Origin of the sequence: Streptomyces sp. NPDC053431 (assembly GCF_044544925.1) — a bacterium.
Taxonomy (GTDB): Bacteria; Actinomycetota; Actinomycetes; order Streptomycetales; family Streptomycetaceae; genus Streptomyces.
On the sequence record NZ_JBITXX010000005.1, the window covers coordinates 136,234 to 161,680 of the forward strand.

Annotated in this window: 21 protein-coding genes; 17 read left to right on the forward strand and 4 right to left on the reverse strand. The window is 71.2% G+C overall.

The window, feature by feature from the left end; genetic code table 11:
- Positions 1–12: 12 nt before the first annotated feature.
- Both ACIGXE_RS15310 and ACIGXE_RS15315 read right to left on the reverse strand, forming a co-directional pair.
- Positions 13–906, reverse strand: a complete 894-nt coding sequence (locus ACIGXE_RS15310; protein ID WP_399747359.1) for an alpha/beta fold hydrolase — start codon at positions 904–906, stop codon at positions 13–15.
- A 135-nt stretch (positions 907–1,041) separates the two neighbouring features.
- Positions 1,042–2,433 carry a DHA2 family efflux MFS transporter permease subunit gene (locus ACIGXE_RS15315; protein WP_399747361.1) on the reverse strand — a complete coding sequence of 464 codons (1,392 nt, stop codon included), beginning with the start codon at positions 2,431–2,433 and terminating at the stop codon, positions 1,042–1,044.
- A gap of 330 nt (positions 2,434–2,763) precedes the next feature.
- Here ACIGXE_RS15315 and ACIGXE_RS15320 point away from each other — a divergent pair, with 330 nt between their 5' ends.
- The 11 genes from ACIGXE_RS15320 to ACIGXE_RS15370 all read left to right on the forward strand — a co-directional run bounded on the left by ACIGXE_RS15320 (position 2,764) and on the right by ACIGXE_RS15370 (position 12,606).
- The gene (locus tag ACIGXE_RS15320; protein WP_399747363.1) at positions 2,764–3,156 is read left to right on the forward strand and encodes a hypothetical protein; all 393 of its coding nucleotides are present in this window, start codon (positions 2,764–2,766) and stop codon (positions 3,154–3,156) included.
- 49 nt (positions 3,157–3,205) lie between these two features.
- Complete coding sequence (locus ACIGXE_RS15325) at positions 3,206–3,640, forward strand: hypothetical protein (protein WP_399747365.1); 435 nt, start codon at positions 3,206–3,208, stop codon at positions 3,638–3,640.
- A 3-nt stretch (positions 3,641–3,643) separates the two neighbouring features.
- Positions 3,644–4,894, forward strand: a complete 1,251-nt coding sequence (locus tag ACIGXE_RS15330; protein WP_399747367.1) for a cytochrome P450 — start codon at positions 3,644–3,646, stop codon at positions 4,892–4,894.
- A gap of 98 nt (positions 4,895–4,992) precedes the next feature.
- Positions 4,993–5,739, forward strand: a complete 747-nt coding sequence (locus tag ACIGXE_RS15335; RefSeq protein WP_399747369.1) for a 4'-phosphopantetheinyl transferase family protein — start codon at positions 4,993–4,995, stop codon at positions 5,737–5,739.
- 40 nt (positions 5,740–5,779) lie between these two features.
- Positions 5,780–7,450 carry an AMP-binding protein gene (locus tag ACIGXE_RS15340; RefSeq protein WP_399747371.1) on the forward strand — a complete coding sequence of 557 codons (1,671 nt, stop codon included), beginning with the start codon at positions 5,780–5,782 and terminating at the stop codon, positions 7,448–7,450.
- 47 nt (positions 7,451–7,497) lie between these two features.
- Positions 7,498–8,289: a ferritin-like domain-containing protein gene (locus ACIGXE_RS15345; protein ID WP_399747373.1), complete on the forward strand. Its 792-nt coding sequence runs from the start codon at positions 7,498–7,500 to the stop codon at positions 8,287–8,289.
- On the forward strand, positions 8,286–8,831 hold the full coding sequence (locus ACIGXE_RS15350) for a PaaI family thioesterase (RefSeq protein ID WP_399747375.1): 546 nt from the start codon (positions 8,286–8,288) through the stop codon (positions 8,829–8,831). Before ACIGXE_RS15345 ends, ACIGXE_RS15350 begins: the two co-directional genes overlap by 4 nt.
- Positions 8,832–8,906: 75 nt before the next feature.
- Complete coding sequence (locus ACIGXE_RS15355) at positions 8,907–9,170, forward strand: acyl carrier protein (protein WP_399747377.1); 264 nt, start codon at positions 8,907–8,909, stop codon at positions 9,168–9,170.
- 6 nt (positions 9,171–9,176) lie between these two features.
- Positions 9,177–10,028: an SAM-dependent methyltransferase gene (locus tag ACIGXE_RS15360; protein WP_399747379.1), complete on the forward strand. Its 852-nt coding sequence runs from the start codon at positions 9,177–9,179 to the stop codon at positions 10,026–10,028.
- Between the two features lie 11 nt (positions 10,029–10,039).
- The gene (locus ACIGXE_RS15365; protein WP_399747381.1) at positions 10,040–10,930 is read left to right on the forward strand and encodes an acyl-ACP desaturase; all 891 of its coding nucleotides are present in this window, start codon (positions 10,040–10,042) and stop codon (positions 10,928–10,930) included.
- Between the two features lie 167 nt (positions 10,931–11,097).
- Positions 11,098–12,606, forward strand: a complete 1,509-nt coding sequence (locus tag ACIGXE_RS15370) for a DUF4246 domain-containing protein (RefSeq protein WP_399747383.1) — start codon at positions 11,098–11,100, stop codon at positions 12,604–12,606.
- A 93-nt stretch (positions 12,607–12,699) separates the two neighbouring features.
- Here the strand turns inward: ACIGXE_RS15370 and ACIGXE_RS15375 are convergent, their stop codons facing one another.
- A complete protein-coding gene (locus tag ACIGXE_RS15375) occupies positions 12,700–13,638 on the reverse strand; it encodes a collagenase (protein ID WP_399747385.1) in 939 nt (312 codons plus the stop codon).
- Between the two features lie 212 nt (positions 13,639–13,850).
- Positions 13,851–14,777, reverse strand: coding sequence for a hypothetical protein (locus ACIGXE_RS15380; protein WP_399747387.1), 927 nt, complete (start codon positions 14,775–14,777; stop codon positions 13,851–13,853).
- Between the two features lie 1,114 nt (positions 14,778–15,891).
- Here ACIGXE_RS15380 and ACIGXE_RS15385 point away from each other — a divergent pair.
- The 6 genes from ACIGXE_RS15385 (at position 15,892) to ACIGXE_RS15410 (ending at position 25,405) form a co-directional block, all read left to right on the forward strand.
- Positions 15,892–16,482: a cysteine hydrolase gene (locus ACIGXE_RS15385; protein ID WP_399747389.1), complete on the forward strand. Its 591-nt coding sequence runs from the start codon at positions 15,892–15,894 to the stop codon at positions 16,480–16,482.
- A 59-nt stretch (positions 16,483–16,541) separates the two neighbouring features.
- Positions 16,542–17,567 carry a hydrogenase expression/formation protein HypE gene (hypE, locus tag ACIGXE_RS15390; RefSeq protein ID WP_399747391.1) on the forward strand — a complete coding sequence of 342 codons (1,026 nt, stop codon included), beginning with the start codon at positions 16,542–16,544 and terminating at the stop codon, positions 17,565–17,567.
- 3 nt (positions 17,568–17,570) lie between these two features.
- The gene (gene hypF / locus ACIGXE_RS15395) at positions 17,571–20,015 is read left to right on the forward strand and encodes a carbamoyltransferase HypF (protein WP_399747393.1); all 2,445 of its coding nucleotides are present in this window, start codon (positions 17,571–17,573) and stop codon (positions 20,013–20,015) included.
- Positions 20,012–21,469: a biotin carboxylase gene (locus tag ACIGXE_RS15400; protein WP_399747394.1), complete on the forward strand. Its 1,458-nt coding sequence runs from the start codon at positions 20,012–20,014 to the stop codon at positions 21,467–21,469. The genes hypF and ACIGXE_RS15400 overlap by 4 nt, the downstream gene beginning before the upstream one ends.
- A 61-nt stretch (positions 21,470–21,530) precedes the next feature.
- Positions 21,531–24,131 carry an ATP-grasp domain-containing protein gene (locus tag ACIGXE_RS15405; RefSeq protein WP_399747396.1) on the forward strand — a complete coding sequence of 867 codons (2,601 nt, stop codon included), beginning with the start codon at positions 21,531–21,533 and terminating at the stop codon, positions 24,129–24,131.
- Positions 24,128–25,405: an MFS transporter gene (locus tag ACIGXE_RS15410; RefSeq protein ID WP_399747398.1), complete on the forward strand. Its 1,278-nt coding sequence runs from the start codon at positions 24,128–24,130 to the stop codon at positions 25,403–25,405. The genes ACIGXE_RS15405 and ACIGXE_RS15410 overlap by 4 nt, the downstream gene beginning before the upstream one ends.
- The last annotated feature ends 42 nt before the right edge of the window (positions 25,406–25,447 follow it).

Sequence of the window (25,447 nt, forward strand, 5' to 3'; positions counted from 1 at the left end):
GCTTCGGAGCCGTCACGGGACCAGGGAGGCCTGCCGGGTGTGGTGTTCGAGGGGAGTCAGGTACGGCAGGTCGTCGAGTGGCTGGTCGGTGAAGAAGCGGGCCAGCAACTGGGACATCTCCAGCGGGCGTTCGAGATGGCAGAGGTGGTCGGCGCCCCGGATCAGGGTGAAGACGCTGCCGTCGATGGTGCCGGCGACCTCACGCCCGAGGTCGGGGTAGGTGAGGCTGTCGTGTTCGCCGGTGAAGACCAGCGCCGGAACGTCCCGGACACCGCCCGGCCGCAGCCCCGGCCAGTCGATGACACGGTGGGTGGAGGCCAGGTGCCGGGGGATGTCGGCATACGTGACCGACCCCATGGTGCGGGCGAGGACGCGGGTCACGACCGCGCGCTTGTGGACCTCCCGCTCCTCGGGGGCCAGCAGTGCCGCGATGCTCATCCGGGCGTAGGCGCCGGCGTCGCCGGACTCCAGGGCCTCGGCCATCGTCCGGAGCGCGGCGCGTTGGTCCGGCGGATACACCGGAGCGGCACCCACCAGGGCCAGGCGGGCGACGCGCTCGGGGTGCTCCTGGGCCAGGGCGTAGGTGATCGGCGCGGCGTAGGAGGCCCCGAAGAGGTTCACCCGTCCCAGGCCCAGCCGGTCCAGCAGGTGCGCCAGCGCGTCGGCGAGGAAATCGAAGCCGTACGTGGCGGGCAGCACGTCGGCCGCGCCGGACCCCGGCAGGTCCACGCTGACGACGGTCGCCGACGCGGCCCAGCGTGCCTCGAGCCGTTGATAGGCGTACATGTCCTGGAAGGCGCCACCGAGGACGATGACGGGCTCGGTGACGGGAGCGGCGTTCTCGACGATCCGGCACCGGTAGCCGAAGCCGTCGAAGGTGAGGTGACGGATCCTCTCAGCGTTCATGCCCGGTCAACCGCGACGCGCGGACAAAGGTCACGCGTTCGCCGATCATGTGACCGGCCCCCTCACCCGCGACTGTCCGGAAACCGCCCGGCCGCTGCCGGGCGGACGGGCCACGGGCCCGGCGGCAGAGGGCCGTCAGGACCGTCCTTCGGCTGTCGCCGGAGATGCCGAGGCCGGTGCTCGGTGGCCGGGCAGCAGTGCTGCCACGGCGACGGCGCAGACGGTGAGGGCGGCCGTCAGGCCGAAGGCCTGGGCGAAGGCCGCGGCGGTGTGGCCACCGCGCTGGAGCAGGACGGCGAGGGCGGCGATGCCGAAGGAGCCGCCGAGCTGCTGGAGGATGCGCGTCGTCGTGCTGGCGTCCGCGACCTGGGAGTCCGCCAGCCCCTGATAGGCGCCGACCGTCACGGCGAGGTTGACGGCGCTCATCCCGAGGCCGCGGAGGAACAGGGCGACAGCGATCACCGAGCCCTCACCCACCGAGGCGGCGAAGGGCCACGTCGCGACCGCGCTCACCAGCAGGCCGGCCACCACGACCGGACGGGGCCCGATCCGGTCGGTGAGCACGCCGGCCACCCGGGCCGCCAGCGCGCCGACGCCCTGCGGAACGAGCAGGAGGCCGGTGGCGACGACGCCCTTGTCGAGCACGAGCTGGCAGTACAGGGGCAGCAGGAACATCCCGCCGTACGTGGTCAGACCGCCGGCGAACATCAGCACCGACGTCGCGGCGAAGGAACGCAGCCCGAACAGACGCATGTCGATGAGGGGCGCGCTGCTCCGCAGGCTCCGTCCGACGAACGCCACGACCAGGACGCCCCCCGCCGCCATGGGCAGGAGCACCCGCCCTCCTGCCGCCCCGCCCTGGTCGCCGCACTGCGCGAGCCCGTACACGAGCCCGGTGAGGCCCGGACAGACCAACAGCAGCCCGACGACGTCGAGGCGGGAAGCCCGCCGCCCATGATCCTTGGGCACGTCCCGCCGGCCGAGGAACAGCGCGAGCGCGCAGACGGGCAGGTTGACGTAGAAGATCCAGCGCCAGCTGAGATGTCCGAGCAGCAGCCCGCCGAACACCGGCCCCAGGACCGGGCCCAGCAGCGCCGGCAACGAGACGACCGCGACGAGCCGGCCGACGCCTCGACCGCCGCAGGCTCGGACGACGATGGTCTGCAGGACCGGCATCATCAGCCCCCCACCGGCCCCCTGCAGGCTTCTGAACAGGACCAGCGACTCGACGCTCCGGGCGCAGGCGCACAGCAGCGAACCGACGGAGAACAGGGCCAGCGCGCCCAGCCAGACCCGCCGGGTCCCGAACCGGTCACCGGCCCAGCCGCTCATCGGCATGACCATCGCGAACGCCAGCAAGTAGGCGGTGCTCACCCACTGCACGGTCGTCGTCGGGACGCCGAGGTCGTCGGCGAGGGCGTCGACCGCCACGGAGACGATCGTGCTGTCGAGAAGCGGAGCGAAGGCACCCACGGCCAGAACGCCACACAGCCTGAGCAGGGCGGGATCAAGGCGTTCCCTGGGCATGCAGCTCCCTCGGCCGTCACGAGTTCGTTCCCGTCACCGCCCGCCGACGACGTGGAAGGATTCGCCCCGACAACGACCGGATGCCCGATGCCGTCACGGGCCGCCGGCCCCCGACGGGGGACGGGTCGAAGAGTGGCTGCGCGAGGCCCTCGGCCCGGACCGAGCGGTGCCCCGGCGGCGGCAGCGATCCGGCCACATGTGACGCAGGGCACAATCCCGGAACGCCTTCCCGCGTGACCGTCCCGTGAGGCATGATTCGAACAGGCCGCTACCTACTGGTAGGTAGCGACCGGCCATCTTTCGCCACGTCGGTTTCCCGTACTGGAGGGGATGTTGTCGTCAATCGCCATCAAGAACGCCGTCCACGGAGACATCTCCGTCGGCACCGTGCTGACCTGGGCCAAGAAGTACACCGACCAAGAGGTACGCGACTACTACGAGTTGGCGGGCACGCCGACCGAATCGCTGCCCGAGCACCTGCCGTACGTACTGACCGTCGCCCCGTTGACCAAGCTCGGCGGTGACCTCAACTACCTGTCGCAGCGCATGGAGTGGCGAGCCACCCGGCCGCTGGAGCGCAACGAGGAGATCGTCGCCGAATTGGAGGTCACCCGCCTGGAGCCGACCGCCGGGATGACCAAGATCGCCTTCGACGCGCGCATCCGGTGCGGGGGCGAGGTCGTGATCAGCGGCCGCAGCAAGGGCCTCATCGTCAGCGCGTGATCCGCAGCGTTCCTTACGTAAGCGCTTCAAGAGAACGGATGGTTCTGCCGTGAGCACCACCCGCACCAACACGCGCACGTTACGCGCCGAAGACATCGACGTCAGCGCTCGCCTCACCGGCGACCTGGGCGCGCACCACATGGGTGGACACGGCGACCGCCGGATGGCCCAGGGCGCGCTCACCCTCTCCGTGGTCCCCCTGCTCGCCGAGCCCGGAGTGCACGTGCGAGCCCTCTCCCTCAGCTTCCTCGCCCCGGTCTACGCGGGCGACACCGTCACCGCGACCGTCCGTGCCGCCGAGGCCGACGCGGAAGCCGCGTCCGCCGTGGCCCCTGAGCTGCCCGCGGACCACGCGCTGCTCACCTGCGACATCAGCGTGGAGAACGAAGCCGGCACCGTCGTGCTGGTCGGCACCGGCATCGCCGAGCTGCCCCGCGCCATGGCCGACGGTCTCGCGAACGCCACAGCGCACGAGGGGAGTTGAGTCGTGCCCACCGACGGCCCCACCAGCGGCCTCAAGCTGCTCACGCCTGAAGTCTTCGCCGACCCCTACCCCACGTACGCGCTGCTGCGCGAGCACGATCCGGTGCACTGGGACGACCAGCTCAACGGCTTCCTGCTGACCCGCTACGACGACGTGAACGCGGCGATACGCGATCACGAGACCTTCTCGTCCCGGCGCATCCACCTGCTCGCCGCTCGCGGCGGGGCCAACCCCTCCGCCGCGATGCAGCGCTTCCTCGCGCTCGCCGAGCAGTGGATGTGGATGCTCGACCCGCCCCAGCACACCCGGGTGCGCAAGCTCATGAACCAGGGCTTCAGCCCGCGCGACGTGCGGCTGCTCGAACCGCGGGTGGCGGGGATCGTCACCCGGCTCGTCGACGCCATGCTGGAGAAGGCGGACGGCTTCGACCTGATTCCCGACCTCAGCTACGCCGTGCCGGCCGGTGTGCTCCTCGCCCTCTACGACCTTCCCGAAGAAGACGGTTCGCTCATCACCCAGTGGTGCGACACCATCAAGATCTTCCTCGGCGGCGCCCCTGACCTGCTCGGCACCCAAGGCCCGGCGGTCCGGTCGCTGGAGCAGATGATGGACTACCTGGGCGCGGTGATCGCCGAGCGCAGGAAGAACCCCAAGGACGATCTGATCTCCCGTCTGGTGCAGGCCGAGTCGGACGGCGAGCGGCTCGGCGACGAGGAGCTCTGCTCGAACCTGCTGCTTCTCCTGGTGGCCACCTACGAGACCTCCGTCGACATGATGGGCAACGGCCTGCGCGGGCTCCTCACCCAACGGGACCAGTGGGAGCTGATCAAGGCCCAGCCACAGCTCGTCCCGGCCGCCGTGGAGGAGATCCTGCGCTGGGACGGTCCGGTGCAGCTCACCCACCGCCTGGTCACCCGCGACATCGAGCTGCACGGCACGGCCATCAAGGAAGGCCAACTCGTCTACCTGGTACGGGGATCGGCCAACCGCGACCCGGAGCACTTCAGCGACCCGGACCGGATCGACGTGACCCGCACCGAGACCGGGCACGTGGCGCTCGGCACCGGCGTGCACTTCTGCATCGGGGCCGGACTGGCCAGACTGGAAGGCGCCTGCGTCCTGCGGGAGCTGATCCAGCGGATCCCCGACCTGGCGCTGGACGAAGCCCGCCCGTACCGCTGGCGCGCCGACAACCTGCAGTTCCGCGGACTCGCCACGCTGCCCGCCACGGCCGGCGGACCGGCACCGGCATAGCCCACGGCACCGCCGGCGGGGACCTCATGGCACCAGCGACGGGCGCCGGACCGCACCACGCCCCATCCCTTCACGTTCACCTCGCGGACCTGTCCGCCGTGTACACCGCGGCGGAACAGGGCCCGCCCGATCTGCCCGAGCCGGAGCGCGCGGCGCTGCGCGACCGGTACGCCCCCGGCCGCAGGCGCGCCCAGGCACAGGCGTCCCGGCTGCTTGTCCGGGCCGTCCTGAGCCGGGCCACCGGCCTGCCGGCGCACCGGGTGTCCGTCGTCACCGACGCCGACGGACGCCCACGGCCGGCCGGGGCGCCGACGCGGTGGCCGTGCTTCAACGTCAGCCACGACAGCGGACTGCTCGTGCTGGTGCTCGGCACCGGCCCGTGCGGAATCGACGTCGAGGACACCCACGAGCACGCGCTGCGCGAGGTGGCCGACCGCTTCTGCGGCGGCGCCGACCGCGCGCTCCTGTCCGAACCGGGCGGGGCACGGCACCTGTGGACGGCCAAGGAGAGCGTGGCCAAGGCGCTCGGGCGCGGCCTGCGCGCCGGACTCTCCACGATCCACTTCACCGGCCACCCCGGCCGGGAGTGGGCCGAGGCGACCTGGCGCGGCCGGCCGGCCGGGCTGCGGACGCGCGTGGTGGACCTCGGCGGCCGTCACCTGGCGGTCACCGCGGCAACGGTGCCCGCCGCCGTCCGCCTCTCCCGGTGGACACCGCGGCACACCGGCCCCGACGGGCGTTGGGAGCTAGGCCCCAGCGCCTCGACAGACGCAACACCACTGGTCATCGACGACAACAGTGACATCGACATCAGCGCCGTACAGGCGGCATGGACGTCTTGGTGACGCATGCCGTCGTACGCCGTCGTACGAACGGGGGACGCCCATGGACGAACCGACACTGCACACCGCCCTTGACGAGATCGCCATCGCACACGGAGAGGTCACCGTCGACTTCCCGGCCGACAAGGTGGCGCTGAGCCTGACCGAGCTGAGCGCCCGGTCCCGGCGGATCGCGGCGCACCTGCGAGGCCTGGGCATAGGAAAGGGCGACCGGGTCGGCGCGCTGTCCACCAACGAGCCGGACTTCCTGCTGATCCTCTTCGCGCTCAGCCGCCTCGGCGCGTGCGTGTGCCCGCTGCCGATGCACTCACGGGAGGGTGCCGCCCGGCTGGTCGGCGTGCTCGACGACGCCGGGATCAAGGACGTGGTGGTCTCGAGCCGCCTCGCCAAGATGCTGCCCCTCATCGAGGAGGCGCTCCCGGGCCGCCGGGTGCTCGGGGCGGCCGAGATCCTGGCCCACGGTGGCGAGGCGGAGGCGGACGAGGTGAGCGGCGCGGACGTGGCCGCCGAATGCGAGATCGTCCTCCAGTACACCTCGGGCAGCACCTCGCACCCCAAGGGCGTCCGGCTGACCCACGCCAACGTCCTCGCCACCCTGCGCGCGATCCGCGACGGCATCCGGCTCACGCCGGCCGACAAGAACTCCGGCTGGCTGCCGCTCTTCCACGACATGGGCCTGTTCGGCACGCTCACCGGCATCCTGACCGGCGTGCCCTGCACCATCTGGCGGCCCTCGGCCTTCGTCAAGGACCCGGCGGGCTGGCTGCGCCGGTTCGCCGAGGGCGGCTACACCGTCAGCCCGATGCCCAACTTCGCCTACGACTACCTGGTGGAGGCCGTGCCGGCCGACGAGGCCGGGTCGTACGACCTGTCCCGCTGGCGGGTGGCGTTCAACGGCGCCGAACCGATCGCCGTGGACTCGCTCGAGACGTTCTTCGGGCACTTCGCCCCGGCCGGCTTCGACCCGCGCGTCATGCTGACGGTGTACGGCCTGGCGGAGGCGACGCTCGCGGTGACCTTCCCGCCGCTCGGGCGCGGTCCGCGCTTCGACTGGGTGGACCGCGCGGCGCTCGCCGAGCGGGGTGTCGCCGTACCGGTCGAGCGGACGGCGCCGGGTGCGCGCGGCCTGGTCGCCGTCGGCCGGCCCGTGCTCGGGATGAACGTCCGGATCGCCGACCCGGACAGCGACGGCGGCGTGGCGCTCGACGAGCGGTCGGTCGGCGAGGTGCAGCTGCGCGGCCTGTCCGTCACGGCGGGGTACGTCGACGACACCGGCACCCTGACCCAGCCGTTCACCACCGACGGCTGGCTGCGCACCGGCGACCTCGGCTACCTCGCCGACGGCGAACTGCACATCACCGGGCGCCGCAAGGAGATGCTCATCCTGCGTGGCGACAACTACTACCCGGACGACGTGGAGAGCGCCGTACGGACCGACGAGGGCGTGCACCGCCGCCGCTGTGTGGCCTTCGTCCACCACGAGCGCGACCAGGAGCAGGACGGCGAGCGGGAGTTCATGGTCCTCGTCGCGGAGACCGACCGCCCCGAGGCGGAGCACCCCGCCCTGGCCGACCGCCTGCGCACCCTGGTCCGCAAGGCTCTGGGCCTGCACGACCTGCACGTCGTGCTCGTGGCCCCGGACACGCTGCCGCGCACCACCAGCGGAAAGCTCCAACGTCTCGCCGCCCGGAACGACTTCGCGAACAGCCGCTGACACCGGCACACCGCCGCAGCTCACTTCCACGACCAAGGGATGAACTGATGCACAGTTACGACGTCTTCACCCAGTACGAGCGCAACCACTGGAAGCTGACCGACATCGACTTCTCCGCCGTCGACAAGGACAAGGTCAAGCCCGAGTACGTGACGATCGCCAAGAGCGCCGTGATGGGCGAGTCGAACGTGATCGCCGCCGTCCACGGCTTCCTCAACGAGTTCGTCGACGACTACGACTTCTCGACCTTCGCCGTGGTGTGGGGCAACCAGGAGGTCCAGCACCACTACATGTTCAAGGCCTGGCTCGACGCCATCGGCGAGAAGGTGGACGACGCCGCGGTGGCGGCCATGCGGGCCCCGTACGCCCCGGGCATCACCCCGTCCGCGACCCTGGCCACCAACATCATCTCCGAGCTGACGGTCAACCACATCTACCGCAGGGTGGCGAGCGCGGTGGACGAGCCGGTCCTCAACACCCTGCTGCTGAACGCCAGTCGGGACGAGGCCGGGCACGCCCGGGAGTTCATCCACTACTGCAAGGACCGGCTGCTCCGGCACCCCGAGGAGACGGCCTCGGTCCTCGAGACGCTCTACGTCTACACCTCGGACAAGCGCATCAAGCACCCCGTGGGCATCTTCAAGAGCGAGCTGACCGAGCTGGAGGACCACGAGACCATCGACACCGCCTTCGAGCTGTTCCTGGAGCGCATCGCCGACGGCGACGAGCTGCTGGAGCTCCAGGGGAAGATCCGCAAGGTGTTCGGCAGCATCGTGGACATGGACCTGTCGAGCAACGGCAAGGTGCGCCGCGCGCTGGCCGAGGTGATCGCCGCGTGACCGCGCTCTCCACGGAGGCGGACTCGCGGGGCGGCGAGCCGGTCGAGCTGCCCTGGCGGGTCCTGCCGGACTACCAGTGCTTCGGCTGCTCGCCCGCCAACGAGCACGGTCTGCGGCTCCAGTTCCGGCACACGCCGGACGGCGGCATCGAGTGCACCCTCGAGTTCGACCGCACCTTCGAGTCCTACCCGGGCGTGGTGCACGGCGGGATGTCCGCCACGGTCTGCGACGAGATCATGGGCAATCTCCTTGTGCTCCGCCTGGGCGTCTCGGTCTTCACCACCAGCATGCGCACCCGCTACGTCGAACCCCTCCGCATCGGCGCCACGTACCGCTGCACGGCGAGCACCGAGGCGGTGGCGGGCGACACGGGCCCGTACACGGCGCACGCCCAGATCACCGACGCCGCCGGACAGGCCGTCGTCTTCGTCACCGGTTCCTATCAGCCGGTGACACCGGAGCAGACCAAGGCCCGGATGGCGATGTCCGACGACGAGGTCCGGCTCGTGGACGAGGCGCTGGCCGCGCTGCGCGCCGACTGACCGCCGGGCGCGGCCGCCGCCGGGCCCGCTGAACACAGCTCTTTCGCAAAGACACCGTACGAGGAGAGAACGAACATGTCCCAGACCCACACCAAGGACGAGATCATCCGCACCGTGACCGAACTGGTCGCCGCCGAGTTCGGCCGCCCGGCAGCCGAGTTGACCCCCGACCGCGATCTCACCTCGGTCGAGGGCGCCGACTCGGTGAAGGTGCTGCGGTCTGTCGCCCGGATCGAGCGCACGTACGACATCGAGCTGGAGGACGACCAGGTCTTCGGCTTCAAGACGATCAACGACGTGGCCGACGCCGTCGCCGCCCTCGTCGCCGAGCGGGGCTGACCGCCCATGACCGTCGACCACATCGAACCGGCCGAAGCGAAGACCAACCAGCACTACGACCAGGACCCCAGGGTCTTCGAGCTGTACCTCGACCGCACCCGCAAGTACAGCGCCGGCATCTACCGCACCGACGAGGACACCCTCGACCAGGCCCAGCAGAACAAGCTGCACTACGTCGCCGACCGGCTCGGCGTCGGGCAGGGCGACCGACTGCTCGACATCGGCTGCGGCTGGGGCTCGCTGATCCTCTTCATGGCGGCCGAGTACGGCGTGACCACGACGGGCATCAGCCCCGCGCCCAACCAGCACGCCTACATCGCCGAGCAGGCCGCCGCGATGGGCCTGACCGGCCAGGTGAGCACCCGCATCGGGCAGATCGAGGACCTGGAGCTCGAACCGCGCTCCTACGACGCGATCACCATGCTCGGGTCGATCGTCCACATGCCCGACCTGGACGCGGTCTACCGCAAGGCCTGGGCGGCGCTCAAGCGGGGCGGCCGGATGTACGTGTCCGAGAGCTGCTACCGCAACGACGCCAAGCGCGCCGAGTTCGCCGAGCGCGAGAACTCCGTCTTCGTGCGGGACTCGATCTTCGGCTGGGGCGACATGCGTCCGCTCTCCGACCTGGTGCGCGGCGCGGAGAACGCCGGCTTCTCGGTCATCGCCGTGGACGACCTGACCGAGGGCTACTGGCGCACGATCGAGGACTGGCTCGCCAACGTGGAGCGGAACGCGGCACGCCTGGACGAGATCGAGCCCGGCCTGTCCGAGCAGCTGGTCCGCTATCTCAAGACGGCCAACGCGGGGTGGGGCTACACGACCAAGCACTACGCGCTGACCCTCGCCAAATCCCGCTGATGGAGGGCACGATGACGGAGATCGACGCCATACCCGCCGGGTGGCGGCGCGCCCAGGTCGGTGGACCGCTGCTGCCCGCCGCGGACGTGGACGCGGCGGTCGGCGCCTTCCTGCGCACCTCGCCTCCCGCGAAGCGCTGGGACACCGACTTCAGCTTCGACTGGTCCCAGGCCGACGCCGGCCGGCTGACCGAGGGCGAGCGTTCGGCGGTGCAGTTCGTCACCATCATCGAGGACCATCTGCCCGGCTACTTCGCGCTGTACGAGCAGAACTTCCCGGTGGACGACAGCGTCGACCGGGAGACGTACATCCACAACCGGGAGCTGTACCACTTCACCGTCCGCTGGGCGCAGGAGGAGGACACCCACGCACGGGCACTCGCCCGCTACCAGCTGGCCACCGGCCTCGCCGAGCAGGAGGAACTGTGGGCCTCGCTGGCCGACGAGGGACGGAAGCACTTCGACCTGCCCTACTCGCAGGCCGTCCAGTTCTTCGTCTATCCCCTGGTGCAGGAGAAGGCCACACAGATCTACTACCAGCATCTGCGCCAGGTCGTCGGCGATCCGCTCCTGAAGGAGATCCTGGTGCGGCTCAGCAGGGACGAGGCCCGGCACTTCTCGTTCTTCGCGGACATGGTCGGGCGCTACCTGGAGCGCTACGGGGACGCGGTGGTGGACCCGATCCGCGAAGTGATCGCCGAGTTCCGGATGCCGCTCGCGGACACCATTCGCGGGTACTGGCGCTGGGCCCTGAAGATCGCCGACACGGCTCGGTACGACCACACCGAGGCGTACGACCACCTGGTCAAGGTCGTCAACCGCGCGGTGGACGCCAAGTCGGACAAGGTGGAGGAACTGATCTCGTTCGTCACGGCGTGCGGGCAGCTGGGGCCTCGGCTCTGAGCCGCGCGGCACGAAGAGGCGGCGAGGCCACGACATCCTCCTAGCGCGTCTCGGAGGCCGCCCTCTCCACCACGAGGGGGCGGCCTCTCGTGCGCCGCACGGCTGCGGTGTCAGACCGCTGGGCTATCCTTCCCGCCACCGCACACCGACCGTAGGGACCACGAGAATTGACCGGCCTGTCTGCTTTCCCGCTGCCCTTCCACACCGCCCGTTCCATAGCGTTCGCGACACCCCGAACGCTGCGGGAACTGCAGATGATGCAGTGCAGCGCGCACATCCGGGCGAAGCCGGGGTGGTTCGACAAGATGAACGACGCCGGCATCGTCGCCCGGTGGACGCGGGAGGCGGTCGCCCAGGGCCTCACCGAAGCGCAGGTTCGTTACGTGCTCGACGAACTCGTGCACTACGCCGCCCTGCGGGACGGACGAACCGGCATCGAGGTGTCCGCCGTCGACGGGGTGTGGCAGTCGGACACGCTGGTCGACGACAAGCTCGGATCCCGGCTGCGCGAGGCGGTGCGGGTTCTGGAAGAGGTCCCGGAAGCAGAACGGGACTGGCACCCCGGATCCGACGGGCAGGTGCTGGATCTGGTGCATCCCTCACTGTTCTGCCTGGTGAGGGAGGCGAGCGGGGCGCCCGAGGAGGCCTGGCGGAACCCGACGAACCAGTACTCGAAGTACGAGTTCTCGGAGCGGTTCCAGTGGCTGCCCACGGATGTCGACGTCAGTGAGGACGGCGACGTCGCCTTCCGTTCGTACGTGAACAACGTCCACCCCGAGAAGCATCAGGAGCTGGCCTCCGTCCTGCCGGAGCTGTTCGCCCGGATGCTCCCGCTGCTGGAGAACGTGCTCACCGATCTGCGCCATCCGCGGCCGCTGCGCATCGAGGCCGATCCCTACGGGTGGTACGACTCGGAGCCGGCGTATCCGGACAAGTCCGCGTACGCCGATGCCGAGGCCCACAAGGAGGCCGTCCGGGCATGGGAAGTGGCCCAGGACGACTGGTGGGAGAACCGCCGCCCCGTCGTCCCGGACGCCCCGGCCTTCACCCCGCCGGAGCTGCCCGACGAATCCGCCCGGGTCGACCTGCGCGGCCGCCGTCTGCAGGTCATCGTGAAGCTCGCCACCGTTCATCTCACCCCGGAGAAGCCCGAGTACCCGGGCGGTTCCTGGCACGTCGAGGGGATGCTGAACGAGCGGATCGTCTCCACCGGCATCTACTACTGGGACAGCGAGAACATCACCGAGAGCCGGCTGAGCTTCCGGGCCGCACTCGACGACCCGGACTACGAGCAGAACGACGACGACGGTCTTCGTGAGGTCTACGGCCTGGAGGACGAGGACGCGCTGAACCAGCAGCTGGGATCGGCATCGACGCCGGCGGGGCGCTGCCTGGCGTTCCCGAACATCCTGCAACACCGCGTCGGCTCGTTCCGCCTCGTGGACCCCACCCGCCCGGGGCACCGCAAGATCCTCGCGTTCTTCCTGGTCGACCCGTCGGAGAGGATCGTCTCGACCTCCGACGTGCCCCCGCAGCAACCGTGGTCCGAGACCGCCACCATGACGCTGGACCAGGCCAAGGCGTACCGCGAAGAGCTCATGCGGGAACGCAAGTTCTTCGTCGACGAGCACAACGAGCAGCTCTACGAGCGGGAGTTCTCCCTCTGCGAGCACTGACCCGCCGCAGCCACCCGAGTCGCGCACGCCCGGCAGGGGGCTCGTCCCTGCCGGGCGGGTACGGGGGAGGCCGGCCGTGGCCGGCCCACGGGGTCAGACGCCCGTCGCCACGCCGGTCAGCCAGGCGTTCCAGTCGCTCTCGTAGTCCAGCGAGGTGAGGAAGGCGCGCGCGGCGGTCCAGTTTCCGGTGCGGTAGTGGCCGAGCACGGTGGCGACGTCGGCCGGGTGTCTCTCGACCATGTAACGGGCGGCGAGGTAGCCCCAGTTGTAGGTGCGGTTGACGTCGCTGTTGTCGTAGGTGGTGTCGAACAGCGTACGCAGGGCGTAGGTGTGCTTGCCGGCCTCGGTCGTCGCGTTGGTGTAGGGGACACCGCGGTAGGAGTACGAGACGTACTCCGCGATGCCCTCGCCCCACCAGACGGTGGGCGTGGTCTGGCTGGCGCCGAAGTCGCCGTACAGGTCGAAGCGGCCGTCGAGGTAGTGGGTGTACTCGTGGTTGAGGTTCCATATCTGCCAGCCCGGGCTGACGTCGGTGCGCTCGTAGCAGATGAACCGCGGCTGGTTGCCCGTCCGGGCGGGGTCCCCCTCCAGGTACATGCCGCCGTTGTTGGTGTCGATGCCGTAGATCCTCCCGGCGTAGGTCTTGTAGTCGGCGCTGGAGTTGAAGACGTCGACCTCCAGGGTGGTGTTGTAGTCGTCGGCCACCGGGCCCGAGTCCTTGACCACGTTGTGGAAGTACGCGTCCTGGTTGGCGAGGCTCACACAGGTCGCCGTCAGCTGGGCGGCGGTCATCTCCTGGGCGCGGATCCGCAGCGTGGGGCTGCAGGTGTGGACGATCGGCAGGATGCGCGACTCCAGCCTGCCGCCGGTGGTCCCGGTGGCACCGAGGGCGCCTTTCGTGACGCCGTGGGCCGGCCGCTGGGCCGGGTCCGCGAAGACGTGATCCGGCTGGGGACCGGCCTGGGCGGCCTGGGCGGGAGAGGCCGCGAGGGCGGCTGTGAGCAGGGCTGTGGCGATGGCCAGGGCGCGCAAGATTCACTCCTGAAGAAGAGGGGGAGTCCCGTCCGTTGACGGGTTGCGCTGTAAAATTGCACATGTCACATGGCTTATCAAGAGCTACGGCAGGGACACATCAAGGCGCCGGCCGTGGCGGGTTCAGGGTGGGGTGCTCCGCCCCGGCGACCGAGCACGTACCTGGTCCCGTCGGACCACCTCGATGCACAAACGGGGGTGAGGCCGGTCGCTCAGAGCGAGAAGGCCCAGGGGTCGTCGCACGGTTCGGGCTCTTCGGGGTGGAGCATGCAGCGAATACAGCGCAGGAGCCCCGGTTCACCGGTTCCGGCGGCGGCGTACATCCACGGCAGGGCGTCCATGGCTTGCGCGCGTTCGTCCGTGGCGAGGGCGTCGATGGTCTCGTAAAGGTCCTCGGGGACGGGCGCATCTGTGAGGCAGAGCCAGCCGATCGCCGCCGCCAGGCGGACTTCGGGTGCCTCTGTTCGGTCTCGCCACCGCCTTCGGAACCGTGCGACGGCCGGCGGCTGTACGTGGGCTCGGGTGGTCTCGGCGGCAGCGAGGACCAGGGCGGCGCGGACCGTGGCGTCCTGCTCGGTGGTGAACCTGGTGGCGAGGGCGGTTCCGACCGTGCGGTCGGGGTCGGCGGCGGTGGCCAGGGCGTAGGCGGCGTCGATGCGGATGGTGGGGTCGGAGTCGTTGAGAAGCGGCAGGAGTGCGGGTGTCGCGGTGGTGATCGCGGCTCGTGCGGCGGCCACCGACCAGCCTGCCGGGTAGCCCGTCACCTCGACGCCGTAGTCGTCGTAGTCGTCGGGGGAGTGGTGCCGAGGATCGTTGCGGTGCAGAAGGAGTTCATCCCGGGAGGCGACGCCGTAGTGCCGGGCGCGGGCCGGGCCGGAGAGCACGGCGAGGGCGGCGGCACGGTGAGGGTGGTCGGCATCGGTGGCGACGGGGATCAGGAACGGAACGGCGAGGGCGGCGGCGGCCCGGCTGTCGTTGGCGCACAGGCCCCCCAGCATGTCCGTCGCACGGCGGGCGGAGCCCTCGCCGGTGTGCAGCAGATGAACGGCTGCCCGGGCATCGTCCCCGTGGGGGAAGTTCCCCCACGGCACGGCGTCGAGGAGCAACCCGCGTCGGGTCCCGGACTGAATGCCGGCCACCACCGCCCGCACATCGAACGCTCCTCCCGCGAACGAGGCCAGATCCGCTCCGTCTGCCAGTGCCCGGCACATCGCGAACGTCGGATCAGTCCGCCAATCCCTCACGCCACCCCCCCACCATCGAATCCCGAGAGACTTGATCATGCCGTGCCCGGCCGTCGAGCCCGGGGAGAGGGAGGGGTGCGCGGGCGCGTTCGCCCTGCCGTCGAGGCGCGTCTCGGGCTCTCGGGGTCGCCCCTGCCCCGGCCGTCCGCGGTTCAGGGTGTCTCGGCGGGCCGCGTCGCGGGGGCTCTCCGGGTGCCCGCAAAACGGGGGGCTTGACTGCGCCGCCGCGCTCAAGGGTGACGCGCAACGGGTACGGGCGGGGCGCCAGGAGTGGCGCCGGTGCCGAAGCGCCGGGAGTGCCGCGGGTGTCAGGAGTGCCGCGGATTTCAGGGGCGTAGCCGGGGCCAGGGGTGCAGTGGGGGCCGGGGGTGGCCGAAGTGCGAGGGGTGCCGGCGGGGGTCGCGGGCGGCCCGGCGGTGGTGGGGGAACCGGCCTGGATGTGGAGGAGTTGTGAGCGACGACTCGCCCTGAGCAGGTAACACTCGTGGACACGCTTTCCGGTGGGGGCGGGGCTCTCGCCGCGTGAGGGTCGGCGGAGGGAGGCGACGCGCATCTCGCCGACGGAGATCATCACTTGTGCGGGTTCCGCAGGTCAAGGCCCCGGGGGCGACTGCCGGACCGGGCGCTCATGTCGCCCTGTGCAGGGCCCGGTTCGGCGTCCCGAGTGTGCGTGGACGGCGGCGGTTCCGCCGGCGGGGCGCTCGCGGAAGCTTCACAGAATCATCAACAGCGTGGCGTTGTTGACGTGTTCATGGGCGATATGCAAATGTCTGCCCCGCCCGAGGATCTCCGACACTCCGCCTCGGGTCGCACGTGACCGACCACCACTTTGCGCCGGGAAGGGCAGCCCCTCTCAACCAGCAGTGTCCCGAACGGCCTGACGGTCTGTCATGCCTTTGTCATGCCTCATTTGCCACCAGCATTCATGGACCGACGCAGCCTGCCCTCCACCACCCGTGGAGGGGCCGGGCCGCGCTCGGTCGTGCTCCGAACCACACAAGGAACCCGCATGGGCAAGATCGCCGTCCTCACCAACGACCTGCAGTCCGACGTCGTCCACAAGACGCCCGAGCGGACCGCCGCCATGGCCGAGGCGCAGCCCCGTTTCGTCCACTTCCTCGAGGAGATGCGGCGCCGCGGGCACGGCATCTACCACCTCCAGCTGGTGAACCTCCCCGACGACCCCAACGTGGAGCGGGACTTCGACGGCACCCTGCCGCTGCAGCGCGGCAGCGAGGGCGCGGCCATCCTGAAGGACTTCCTGGACCCGTCCGACACCGTCGTCGAGAAGAACAAGGACAGCGGTTTCTACGAGACGGAGCTGCACGACCTGCTGCAGAAGAACGGCGTGGACACCGTGCTGGTCACCGGCCTGCAGACGCAGATCTGCGTGCAGACGACGGCCGCCGACGCCTTCTTCCGCGGCTACAACATCTGGGTCCCCTCCGACTGCGTGGTGTCCGGCGACCCCGAGGCCCGCGACCGCTCCCTCGAGTGGCTCAGCGGTTACTGCGCCACCGTGGCGACCTCCGAGGAGATCCTCGCCACCCTCGACAGCGACGGCGAGCTGCCCCGCAAGGTCGTCAAGATCCTTCCGTAACACCTCCCTTCCATCGCGCGGACAGCGCACCACCCCCTACGTCCCGAAGGGAACCCCCGATGACCACCCCGGCAACCGAACTCGGTGAAGTCGTCCTCGACCACGGCAGTGGCACTCAGCTCAGTCACGAACTGCTCAAGGTGATCGTCGAGACGCTCGGCGACGTCTACATCGGCGAGATGGAGGACAGCGCCATGCTGCCCATCGCCACCGGGCAGATCGCCATGACCACCGACTCGTTCGTCGTCGACCCGCCCTTCTTCGGCAACGGTGACATCGGCAAGATCGCGGTCTGCGGAACGGTCAACGACCTCGCCGTGGTCGGAGCCAAGCCGCTCTACCTCACCCTGGGCATGATCCTGGAGACCGGTCTGCCGATCGCCCGTCTGGTGCAGGTCCTCACCTCGATCCGGGAGACCGCCCGGGAGGCCGGCGTCCAGATCGTCTGCGGCGACACCAAGGTCGTGCGCAAGGGCGAAGCGGACCAGATCTACCTCAACACCGCCGGGGTGGGCGTGTTCGAGCGGACTCCGCTGCGGATGCGGAACGTCAGGCCGGGCGACCGGGTGATCCTCAGCGGCCCCATCGGCAACCACACCGTGCACCTCCTCTCGATCCGCGAGGGCCTCGGCTTCGAGCAGCGGGTGCTGAGCGACTGCGCCCCGGTCAACGGCATGCTCGACGAGCTCTTCGCCGCCGTCGACGAGGGCGACGTGCGCTCCGTGCGGGACGTCACCCGGGGCGGTCTCGCCGCGGTCCTGCACGAGTACGCGGAGGCGGTCGGCCACACCATCCGGATCGAGCAGGAGGCGCTGCCGATCCAGTTCGAGACCCTCATGGCCACGGACATGCTGGGCATCAACCCGATCCACTCCGCGAACGAGGGGTGCGTCTGCGTGTTCGTCGACCCCTCGGCGGAGCAGAAGGTCCTGGACGCCCTGCGCTCCCACGCCTACGGTGCCGGCGCGGTCGTCATCGGCGAGGTCACCGAGCAGGACGGCGCTCTCGTCCTGATGCGCGACGCCGAGGGCCGCGACTCCGTGGTGGAGGAACTGCTGGGCGCCGAACTCCCGCGGCTCTGCTGACCCATGACCACCACCGAACAGGATGTGCGCGGCGGCCCTCGACGGGGTGACTCCGCCACGGGCACGGGCGGGACCGCCGGAGACCCCGGCGCGCCGGTCGTGCGGCGCCTCGCCCGGGTCACCGGAGTGGTCCAGGGTGTCGGTTACCGGCCGTTCGTCTACAAGGCGGCCCACGCCCACGGTCTGGCGGGCTGGGTGCTCAACGACCCGGAGGGCGTGCTCACCGAGGTGACCGGCCCGCTCGCCGCCGTGGAGGCGTTCCTCGCGGCGCTCACCGACCAGGCGCCGCCGCAGGCGCGGGTCACCGGGGTCCGGGTCGAGGAGCTTCCCGTACCGGCCGACCCGCCGGCCGAGTTCGTCATCCGGACGAGCGTGCACACCGGCAGCAAGGACACCATCGTCCCCGCCGACGGGCACGTGTGCGCGGACTGCCTCGCCGAGCTGCGCGACCCGGAGGACCGCCGGTACCGCTACCCCTTCATCAACTGCACCAACTGCGGACCGCGTTACTCGATCGTGCGGGCGCTGCCGTACGACCGGGCGCAGACCACCATGGCGGAGTTCACCATGTGCGCCGCCTGCGCGGGCGAGTACGGCGACCCGCTCGACCGCCGCTACCACGCCCAGCCCAACGCCTGCCCCGACTGCGGACCCCGGCTCCTGTCGGCCGACGCCGCCGGGAACTCCCTCGAGGGGGAGGAGGCCTTGGCCGCGGCGGTGGCGGCGCTCCGTGAGGGGCGGATCGTCGCCGTCAAGAGCGTCGGCGGCTTCCACCTCGCGGTGGACGCCCGCGACGAGGCGGCCGTACGCGGCCTGAGGGCGGGCAAGCGTCGCGACTCCAAGCCCTTCGCCGTCATGGCCCGGGACCTGGAGACGGCGGCCGCCTTCGCCGAGATCGGGCCGGCGGAGGCGGAGTTGCTCGCCTCGCCGTCACGGCCCATCGTGCTCGTCCGCAAGCGGCCCGACGGGCTGCCCGAGGCGATCGCGCCCCGCAACCCCAACATCGGCGTGATGCTGCCCTCCGCGCCCCAGCACCACCTGCTGCTGGCCGAGGAGGGGCTCGACACGCTGGTCATGACCAGCGGGAACATCTCCGGCTACCCGATCGCGTACCGCAACGAGGACGCCCTGGAGCACCTCTTCGCCATCGCGGACCTCGTCCTGTACAACGACCGCGGCATCGAGACGAGGGTCGACGACTCGCTCGTACGCTGCTCCGCGCACCCGGAGCTCGACGCCCCGCTGATCAGCTTCCTGCGCAGGGCCCGCGGCTACGCCCCCTACCCCGTCGAGGTCGGCGTCGAGCTGGCCCCGACGGTCGCCTTCGGCGCCGAGCTGAAGACCACCGTCGCGCTGTCCCGCGGCACCCGGGTCTATCTGAGCCAGCACATCGGCGACCTGAAGAACGACGAGACCTGGGAGTCCCACCAGCAGACGGCTCGCCATCTCGCCGCCCTGCACGAGCTGACGCCCCGGAACGCCGCCGTCGACCTGCATCCGCAGTTCCGGGCCACCCGACTGGCGCTGCAGGAGGAGGGTGCCGGCTACGACCGGGTCGTCCAGGTGCAGCACCACCACGCGCACATGGCCTCCTGCATGGCCGAGAACCGGCTGACCGGAGCCACCCTGGGCGTCGTGTTCGACGGGGCCGGCTACGGGCCGGACGGCACCACCTGGGGCGGCGAGTTCCTGCTCGGCGACTACCGGGAGGCCCGCCGGGTCGCGCACCTGCGCACCGTCCCGCTGCTGGGCGGCGACCGCGCGGTGAAGGAACCGGTCAGGACCGGCTTCGCGCTGGCCCTGGACGCCCTGGGCGACCCCGAGGCCGCGGTGGGCGCCTTCCCCGTGCTCGGGCGGTGGGACGAGCAGCAGCTGCACGTCTTCGCCACCATGGCCCGGCGGGGCGTCAACGCGCCGCTCGCCTCCAGCATGGGCCGCCTGTTCGACGGCGTCGCCGCGCTCCTGGACGTCACCACCCATGCGGAGTACGAGGCGCAGGGGCCGATCGAGCTGGAGGGCCTGCTCGCCCGGGACCTCTCCCTGGCGGCCCCGGAACTGCGCTACCGCTTCGCGCTCGACGACACCGGAACGGGCGTCGAGATCGACCCCCGGCCCGTGGTGCGGGCGCTGGCCCGGGACCTCGCCGACGGCGTCGACCGCGCCGAGATCAGCCGACGCTTCCACTCGGGCGTCGTCGACATGGTCGTCGAGCGCTGCCGGGCCGTCCGCGAGACGGAGGGCGCGGACGCCTTCGCGCAGGTGGTGCTCTCCGGCGGGGTCTTCCTCAACGAGTTCCTGCTGGTGAACTGCCTGGTGGAACTGCGGCGCGCCGGGTTCCCGGCGTACTGCCAGCAGCAGGTGCCCACCAACGACGGAGGCATCGCGCTGGGGCAGATCATGGTGGCCCACGCGCGGCTCACGGCGTCCGACGAGGAGCCGCCCCGATGAGCGGATCCGAGGGAACGGAGCCGGAGCACGTCGTCGTCCTGCACCGCTGGCGGGGCGACCACGCCCGGTACGCCGCCTACCTCGACCACCGGGCCCACCGGGTCACCTACGTCACGACGGAACTGGGCCGGACCTCCGTTCCCGAGGACGCGGCCGGGGTGCGGGTGGTCGGCGCCACCGACGACCCCGTCGAGACGCGGACCGCGGTCGCCGAGCTGATCGGACGGTTCGGCCCGGCGAGCCGGCTGATGGCGCTCAACGAGGGAGACCTCGACAACGCGGCCGCGCTGCGCGTCGCCTTCGGGCTGCCGGGCCAGACCCCGGCGGAGCTGGAGCGCTTCCGCGACAAGCTGGCCATGGTCCGCCTGGTCGACGCCGCCGGAGTGCGGGTGCCGGACTACGCGGACGCCGACACGGCCGACGACGTACGGGCCTTCGCCGGGCGCCACGGCTGGCCCGTGGTGGTCAAGCCACGGCGCGGCACCGCCAGCAGGGGAGTGCTGCTGCTGCACACGGAGGAGGAGCTCGACGCCCACGCCGGGATCTTCCTGCCGGACCGGCACGAGCCGCGCATCGTGCAGTCCTTCGTGGCGGACCCGGTCCTGCACGTGGACGGGCTCTGGACCGGTGACGCGCTCGGCGCCTGGCGCGTGTCGCGGTACGTGAACAACTGCGAGGAGTTCACCAAGGGCAGCTACCTGGGCTCGGTCGAGGTGGACGATCCGGAGCTCCTCGGACCGCTGGGCGGCTTCACCGCCGCGGCGGCCGAGGCACTCGGCGACGGCCGGCCCTGGGTGTTCCACATGGAGCTCTTCCTGGGCAGGGCCTCCGACGGCACGCCCCGGCCGGTCTTCCTGGAGGCGGGGGCCCGCGTCGGGGGAGGGGAGATCCCGTTCGTGTGGCGCGAGGTGCACGGCCTCGACCTGATGTCGGCGGCGGCGGACATCCAGCTGGGGCGCCGGCCGGCCGTGGCCGTGGTCGGCCCGGAGCCCGCCTCCGGTCCGGACTCCGCTTCCGGTCCGGACCCCGCTTCCGGCACGGGCCCCGCTTCCGGCACGGGCCCCGCCTCGGGCACGGGCCCCGCCTCGGGCACGGGCCCCGCCTCGGGCACGGGCCCCGCCTCCGGCACGGTCACCGCACCCGCGCGGGAGGCGACGCCCGCGCAGGAGGCGACGCCCGCCGGCGGCCACGCGACCGCCGGCTGGCTGCTGCTCCCGCTCCCCGTTCCGCCCCCGTGCGAGGTCACGGCGGTCGCCTGGGCCACGGCGGCCGGCGAAGACGGCCCGTACGCCCAGGTGGTGCCCGGGCCGGGCGACGTGATCCCCGCCGTGGGCGGCTACGAGCACGTCGCCGCGCGGTTCCGCTTCCGCGGAGCGTCCAGCGACTCCGTCGAGGCCGCCATCCGCAAGACCGCGGAGTCCTTCGCCATGAGCTGCCGGCCCCGGCCCTGCTGAATTCCCCGACGAAAGAAAGCGTGAACTTCGGATGCAAGAGCGCCGACCCCGACTCGTGGTCGTGGGAAGCCGACTGAAGGCCTACCGCGAGTACGCGATGGCCTCGCTGGCCAGGGAGTACGAGATCTCCCTGGTGACCTCCCAGGAACTCACCTGGGAGAAGCCCTACGTCTCGTCCTTCCGGATCGCCGACACCACCCGCGCGGAGACCCTGGGCGAGGCGGTCGAGGCACTGCACGCGGAAGCGGCCGAGGCCGACGGGGCCGGCGCTCCGGCCGGTCTGTTCACCTGGGACGAACTCTCACTGATCGCCACGGCCCGGGTGGCCGAACGTCTCGGGCTGCCGCACCTCTCCGCCGCGGCCGCCGAGGCATGCCGTGACAAGTACACCACCCGCTCCCTGCTGGACCGGGCCGGCCTGCCCGGCGTCCGGCACCGTCTCGTGCACGGCGCGGAGGAGGCCGCCGCCTACGCGGCCGAGATCGGCTACCCGGTCGTGCTCAAGCCCCGCTCCCTCGCCGGAAGCATGGGAGTGACGCTGGTGCGCGCCGCCTCCGAACTGGCCGAGGCCTACGCGCAGGTGGCCGGCACCACGTTCCCCGGCATCCCGGCCGAGCGGGGCGTCCTGGTCGAGGAGTACCTGACCGGTCCGGAGATCAGCGTGGACAGCTGCGTGGTCGACGGCGAGGCGGAGCCGGTGTTCGTCGCCCGCAAGCGGCTCGGCTTCGACCCGTGCTTCGAGGAGGTCGGCCATCTGGTCGGCCCCTGGCGTCACGAGCCGTGGGCCGAGGAGGTCGAGACCCTCGTCAAGGCGGCCCACCGGGCGCTGGGCGTCGACCGGGGCATCACCCACATCGAGATCCGCCTCACCCCCTCGGGCTGCCGCCTCATCGAGCTCAACGGGCGCCTCGGCGGCGACCTCATCCCGTACGTCGGCACGCTGGCCCTCGGCGTCGACCTCACGCTCGCCGGCGCCGCGCTGGCCTCCGGCCGCACCCCCGACCTGACGGCACATCAGGACCGCTACGCCGAGGTGCGCTTCCTCTACCCGCCGCACGACGGCGTCCTGGAGCGGCTGGAGCTCGGGGCGGCCCACGAGGTCCCCGGCGTGACGGACGTGGTGCCGCTCGCCGGCCCCGGCGACGAACTGCTGCTCCCGCCGCAGGCGCTCACCCCCAGGACCGCTGCCGTCATCGCGACCGGCGACGACGAGGCGTCCTGCACCACCGCGCTCGACCGGGCGGAGGCCCAGATCAGGCCGGTATTGGGCGGGTCCCCCCTCGACGGCCTCGGGGCGCTCCTGGAGAACCCGGTCACCCGGCGCTACCTGTCGGCCGAGCGGGAGACGGCGCACATGGTCGTCCCGGAGCTACGCAACGACTGGAACAGCTACGGGGCGGGCGGCGGCAAGGCGCTGAACCGGCCGGTCTTCCTCGACGCCACGGACCGGGTCCGGCTCGAGGCCGACCTCAACGGCCTGTTCGAGCTGCTGACCACCCTCCCCGACCGTCTCTTCGACGGCGACCGCCGTGCCTTCGCCCGCGCCGTCGGCATGACGGACACCCAGGTCGACCTCGTGATGCGCGGAGCGGGCCGGCGGATGCCCGCCATGTCCCGGGCGGACATGTACCGCGAGCCGGGCGGCTTCAAGCTGATGGAGCTCAACACCGGCAGCTCGCTGGGCGGTTGGCAGATGGGCGAGTTCTCCCGCCCGGCGGACCGCAACAGGGCGTTCCAGGACTTCGCCCACCAGGAGCGGCTGACCCACCCGGACCCGATCGGCCGGATCGCCGACGTGCTGCGGGCCGAGGCCGCCGACGCGGGGTTCGACCTGCCCGCACGTCCGGTGCTGGCCCTCACCGAATGGCCCGACGGATACACCTACACCAAGCCGTGGCTGGACTTCGTCGTCCCCGACTGGCTCCGGCACGGCTTCGACGCCCTGGTCTGCAGCCTCTCCGAGTTCGAGTACCGCGACGGCGTCCCGCACGTCCACGGACGCAAGGTGGACGTCGTCTACCGGATCTTCCTCCCCGGGGAGATGGCCGACGAGCAGCGCAGCCGCGACCTGGTCGACCCGCTGCTCGACGCGGTGCACGCGGGGCACACCTTCCTGTTCGCCGGCCTTGACTGCGAGCTGTACGGCAACAAGGGCAGCCTGGCCATGCTCAGCGACGAGCGCAACCGCGACGCCTTCACCGCCGACGAACTCGCCCTGGTGGAACGGATCCTGCCCTGGACCCGGTTCCTGCGCGACGAACCCGTGCACCGGGACGGCGGCACCGTCGACCTGCTCCCGTACGTCCTGGCGCACAAGGACGACCTGGCGCTCAAGCCCACCCTGCTGTACGGCGGCGTCGGCGTCATACCGGGCTGGACGGTCAGCCAGGAGGAATGGGAGAAGCACATCAGGGGCGCGGTCGGCGGCCCGTTCGTCGTCCAGCAGCGCGTGCTGCCGGTCGCGGAGCGCTTCGTGGCCGAGGACGGCGCCGGCTTCGAGCGCATGGTCGTCGCGTACGGCGTGCTCATGGTCGGCGGCGGCTACGCCGGCATGCTCGTGCGCGGCACGCCCGACCCGCGGGTCGGCATCGTCAGCATGTCCAACGGTGCCCAGATCGGCTGCTGCTACCACGTCACCGACGAGCCGGGAGGCGAGGCGTGAGCGCCGAGCGGTCCGGCGGACTGTGGCGGGACGGCGACTTCCTCAAGTTGTGGGGCGGCGAGTCGGTCTCGCTGATGGGAGCCCAGATCACCCAGCTGGCCCTGCCGCTGGCGGCGGTCTACCAGTTCCAGGCGTCGTCCACCCAGCTGGGGCTGCTCAACGCGGCCGGCTTCGCCCCCTTCCTCGGGGCGACCCTGTTCATCGGCGTCTGGGTCGACCGCCGGCGCCGCAAGCCCCTGATGATCTGGAGCAACATCGGGCGGGGCCTGCTGGTGGGAAGCGTGCCGCTGTGCGCCTTCCTGGACCTGCTGAGGATCGAGTACCTGTACCTGACGGCGCTGCTCGTCGGCGTGCTGACCGTGCTGTTCGACGTCTCCTACCAGTCCTATCTGCCCTCCCTCATCAAGCGGGAGCACCTGGTGGAGGGCAACAGCAAGCTCCAGGCCAGCAGTTCGCTGGCCCAGATCGGCGGGCCCGGCTTCGCGGGCCTGCTCGTCGGATGGCTGACGGCGCCGGTCGCCCTGCTCGCCAACGCCTTCTCGTACGCCGTCTCCGTGGCCACCCTGCTCGCCATCCGCCGTCCGGAGCCGGCTCCGGACGTCCCCGACGAGAAGCCCTCGACGGCCCGGAGCATCGCCGAGGGACTCCGCGTGGTGGCGCGCAACGGCTCCATCCGGGCCATCGCCCTGGAGGCCGGCACCTACAACTTCTGCTGGATGTCGCTGCAGACGGTCTTCGTGCTCTACGCGGCGCGCGAGCTGGGCATGAGCCCCGGCACCATCGGCCTCGTGCTGGGCGTGGGCGCCGTCGGCTCGCTGACCGGTGCGGTCGCCGCGACCTGGCTGAAGAACCGGCTGGGCCTCGGCCGGGCCGTGGTCGCCGAACTGGTGCTGTGCTGCGCCGCCCCGCTCCTGATCCCGCTGGCCCCCGGGAAGGGACCGCTGTCGTACGCCCTGTACGTCACGGCCTTCGCCTGCTGCGGCATCGGCTCCACGATGTCCACCATCCACGTCGTGAGCCTGCGTCAGGCGATCACCCCGGACCGCCTGCTGGGCCGGGTGAACGCGGGCTGCCGGTTCATCGCCTGGGGGCCGCTGCCGCTCGGCGCCCTGGCCGGCGGACTCCTCGGCGACGCGATCGGTCTGCGCAACACCCTGTACGCGACGGCCTTCGGCTTCCTGACCGCGCTGCTGTGGATCGTGTTCTCGCCCGTGCCCCAGCTGAAGGACTTCCCCACCCAGCCGATCGCGGAGCCGGTCGACGAAAGAGCGTGACCCGCTTCCTTCCGCCCGTCCGCTTCCTTCCGCCCGTCCGCC

Coding starts and splice junctions, on each gene's coding strand:
- ACIGXE_RS15310 (WP_399747359.1), bottom strand. CDS start 906: ATGAACGCTGAGAGGATCCGTCACCTCACCTTCGACGGCTTCGGCTAC.
- ACIGXE_RS15315 (WP_399747361.1), bottom strand. CDS start 2,433: ATGCCCAGGGAACGCCTTGATCCCGCCCTGCTCAGGCTGTGTGGCGTT.
- ACIGXE_RS15320 (WP_399747363.1), top strand. CDS start 2,764: ATGTTGTCGTCAATCGCCATCAAGAACGCCGTCCACGGAGACATCTCC.
- ACIGXE_RS15340 (WP_399747371.1), top strand. CDS start 5,780: ATGGACGAACCGACACTGCACACCGCCCTTGACGAGATCGCCATCGCA.
- ACIGXE_RS15345 (WP_399747373.1), top strand. CDS start 7,498: ATGCACAGTTACGACGTCTTCACCCAGTACGAGCGCAACCACTGGAAG.
- ACIGXE_RS15355 (WP_399747377.1), top strand. CDS start 8,907: ATGTCCCAGACCCACACCAAGGACGAGATCATCCGCACCGTGACCGAA.
- ACIGXE_RS15360 (WP_399747379.1), top strand. CDS start 9,177: ATGACCGTCGACCACATCGAACCGGCCGAAGCGAAGACCAACCAGCAC.
- ACIGXE_RS15365 (WP_399747381.1), top strand. CDS start 10,040: ATGACGGAGATCGACGCCATACCCGCCGGGTGGCGGCGCGCCCAGGTC.
- ACIGXE_RS15385 (WP_399747389.1), top strand. CDS start 15,892: ATGGGCAAGATCGCCGTCCTCACCAACGACCTGCAGTCCGACGTCGTC.
- hypE (WP_399747391.1), top strand. CDS start 16,542: ATGACCACCCCGGCAACCGAACTCGGTGAAGTCGTCCTCGACCACGGC.
- hypF (WP_399747393.1), top strand. CDS start 17,571: ATGACCACCACCGAACAGGATGTGCGCGGCGGCCCTCGACGGGGTGAC.
- ACIGXE_RS15400 (WP_399747394.1), top strand. CDS start 20,012: ATGAGCGGATCCGAGGGAACGGAGCCGGAGCACGTCGTCGTCCTGCAC.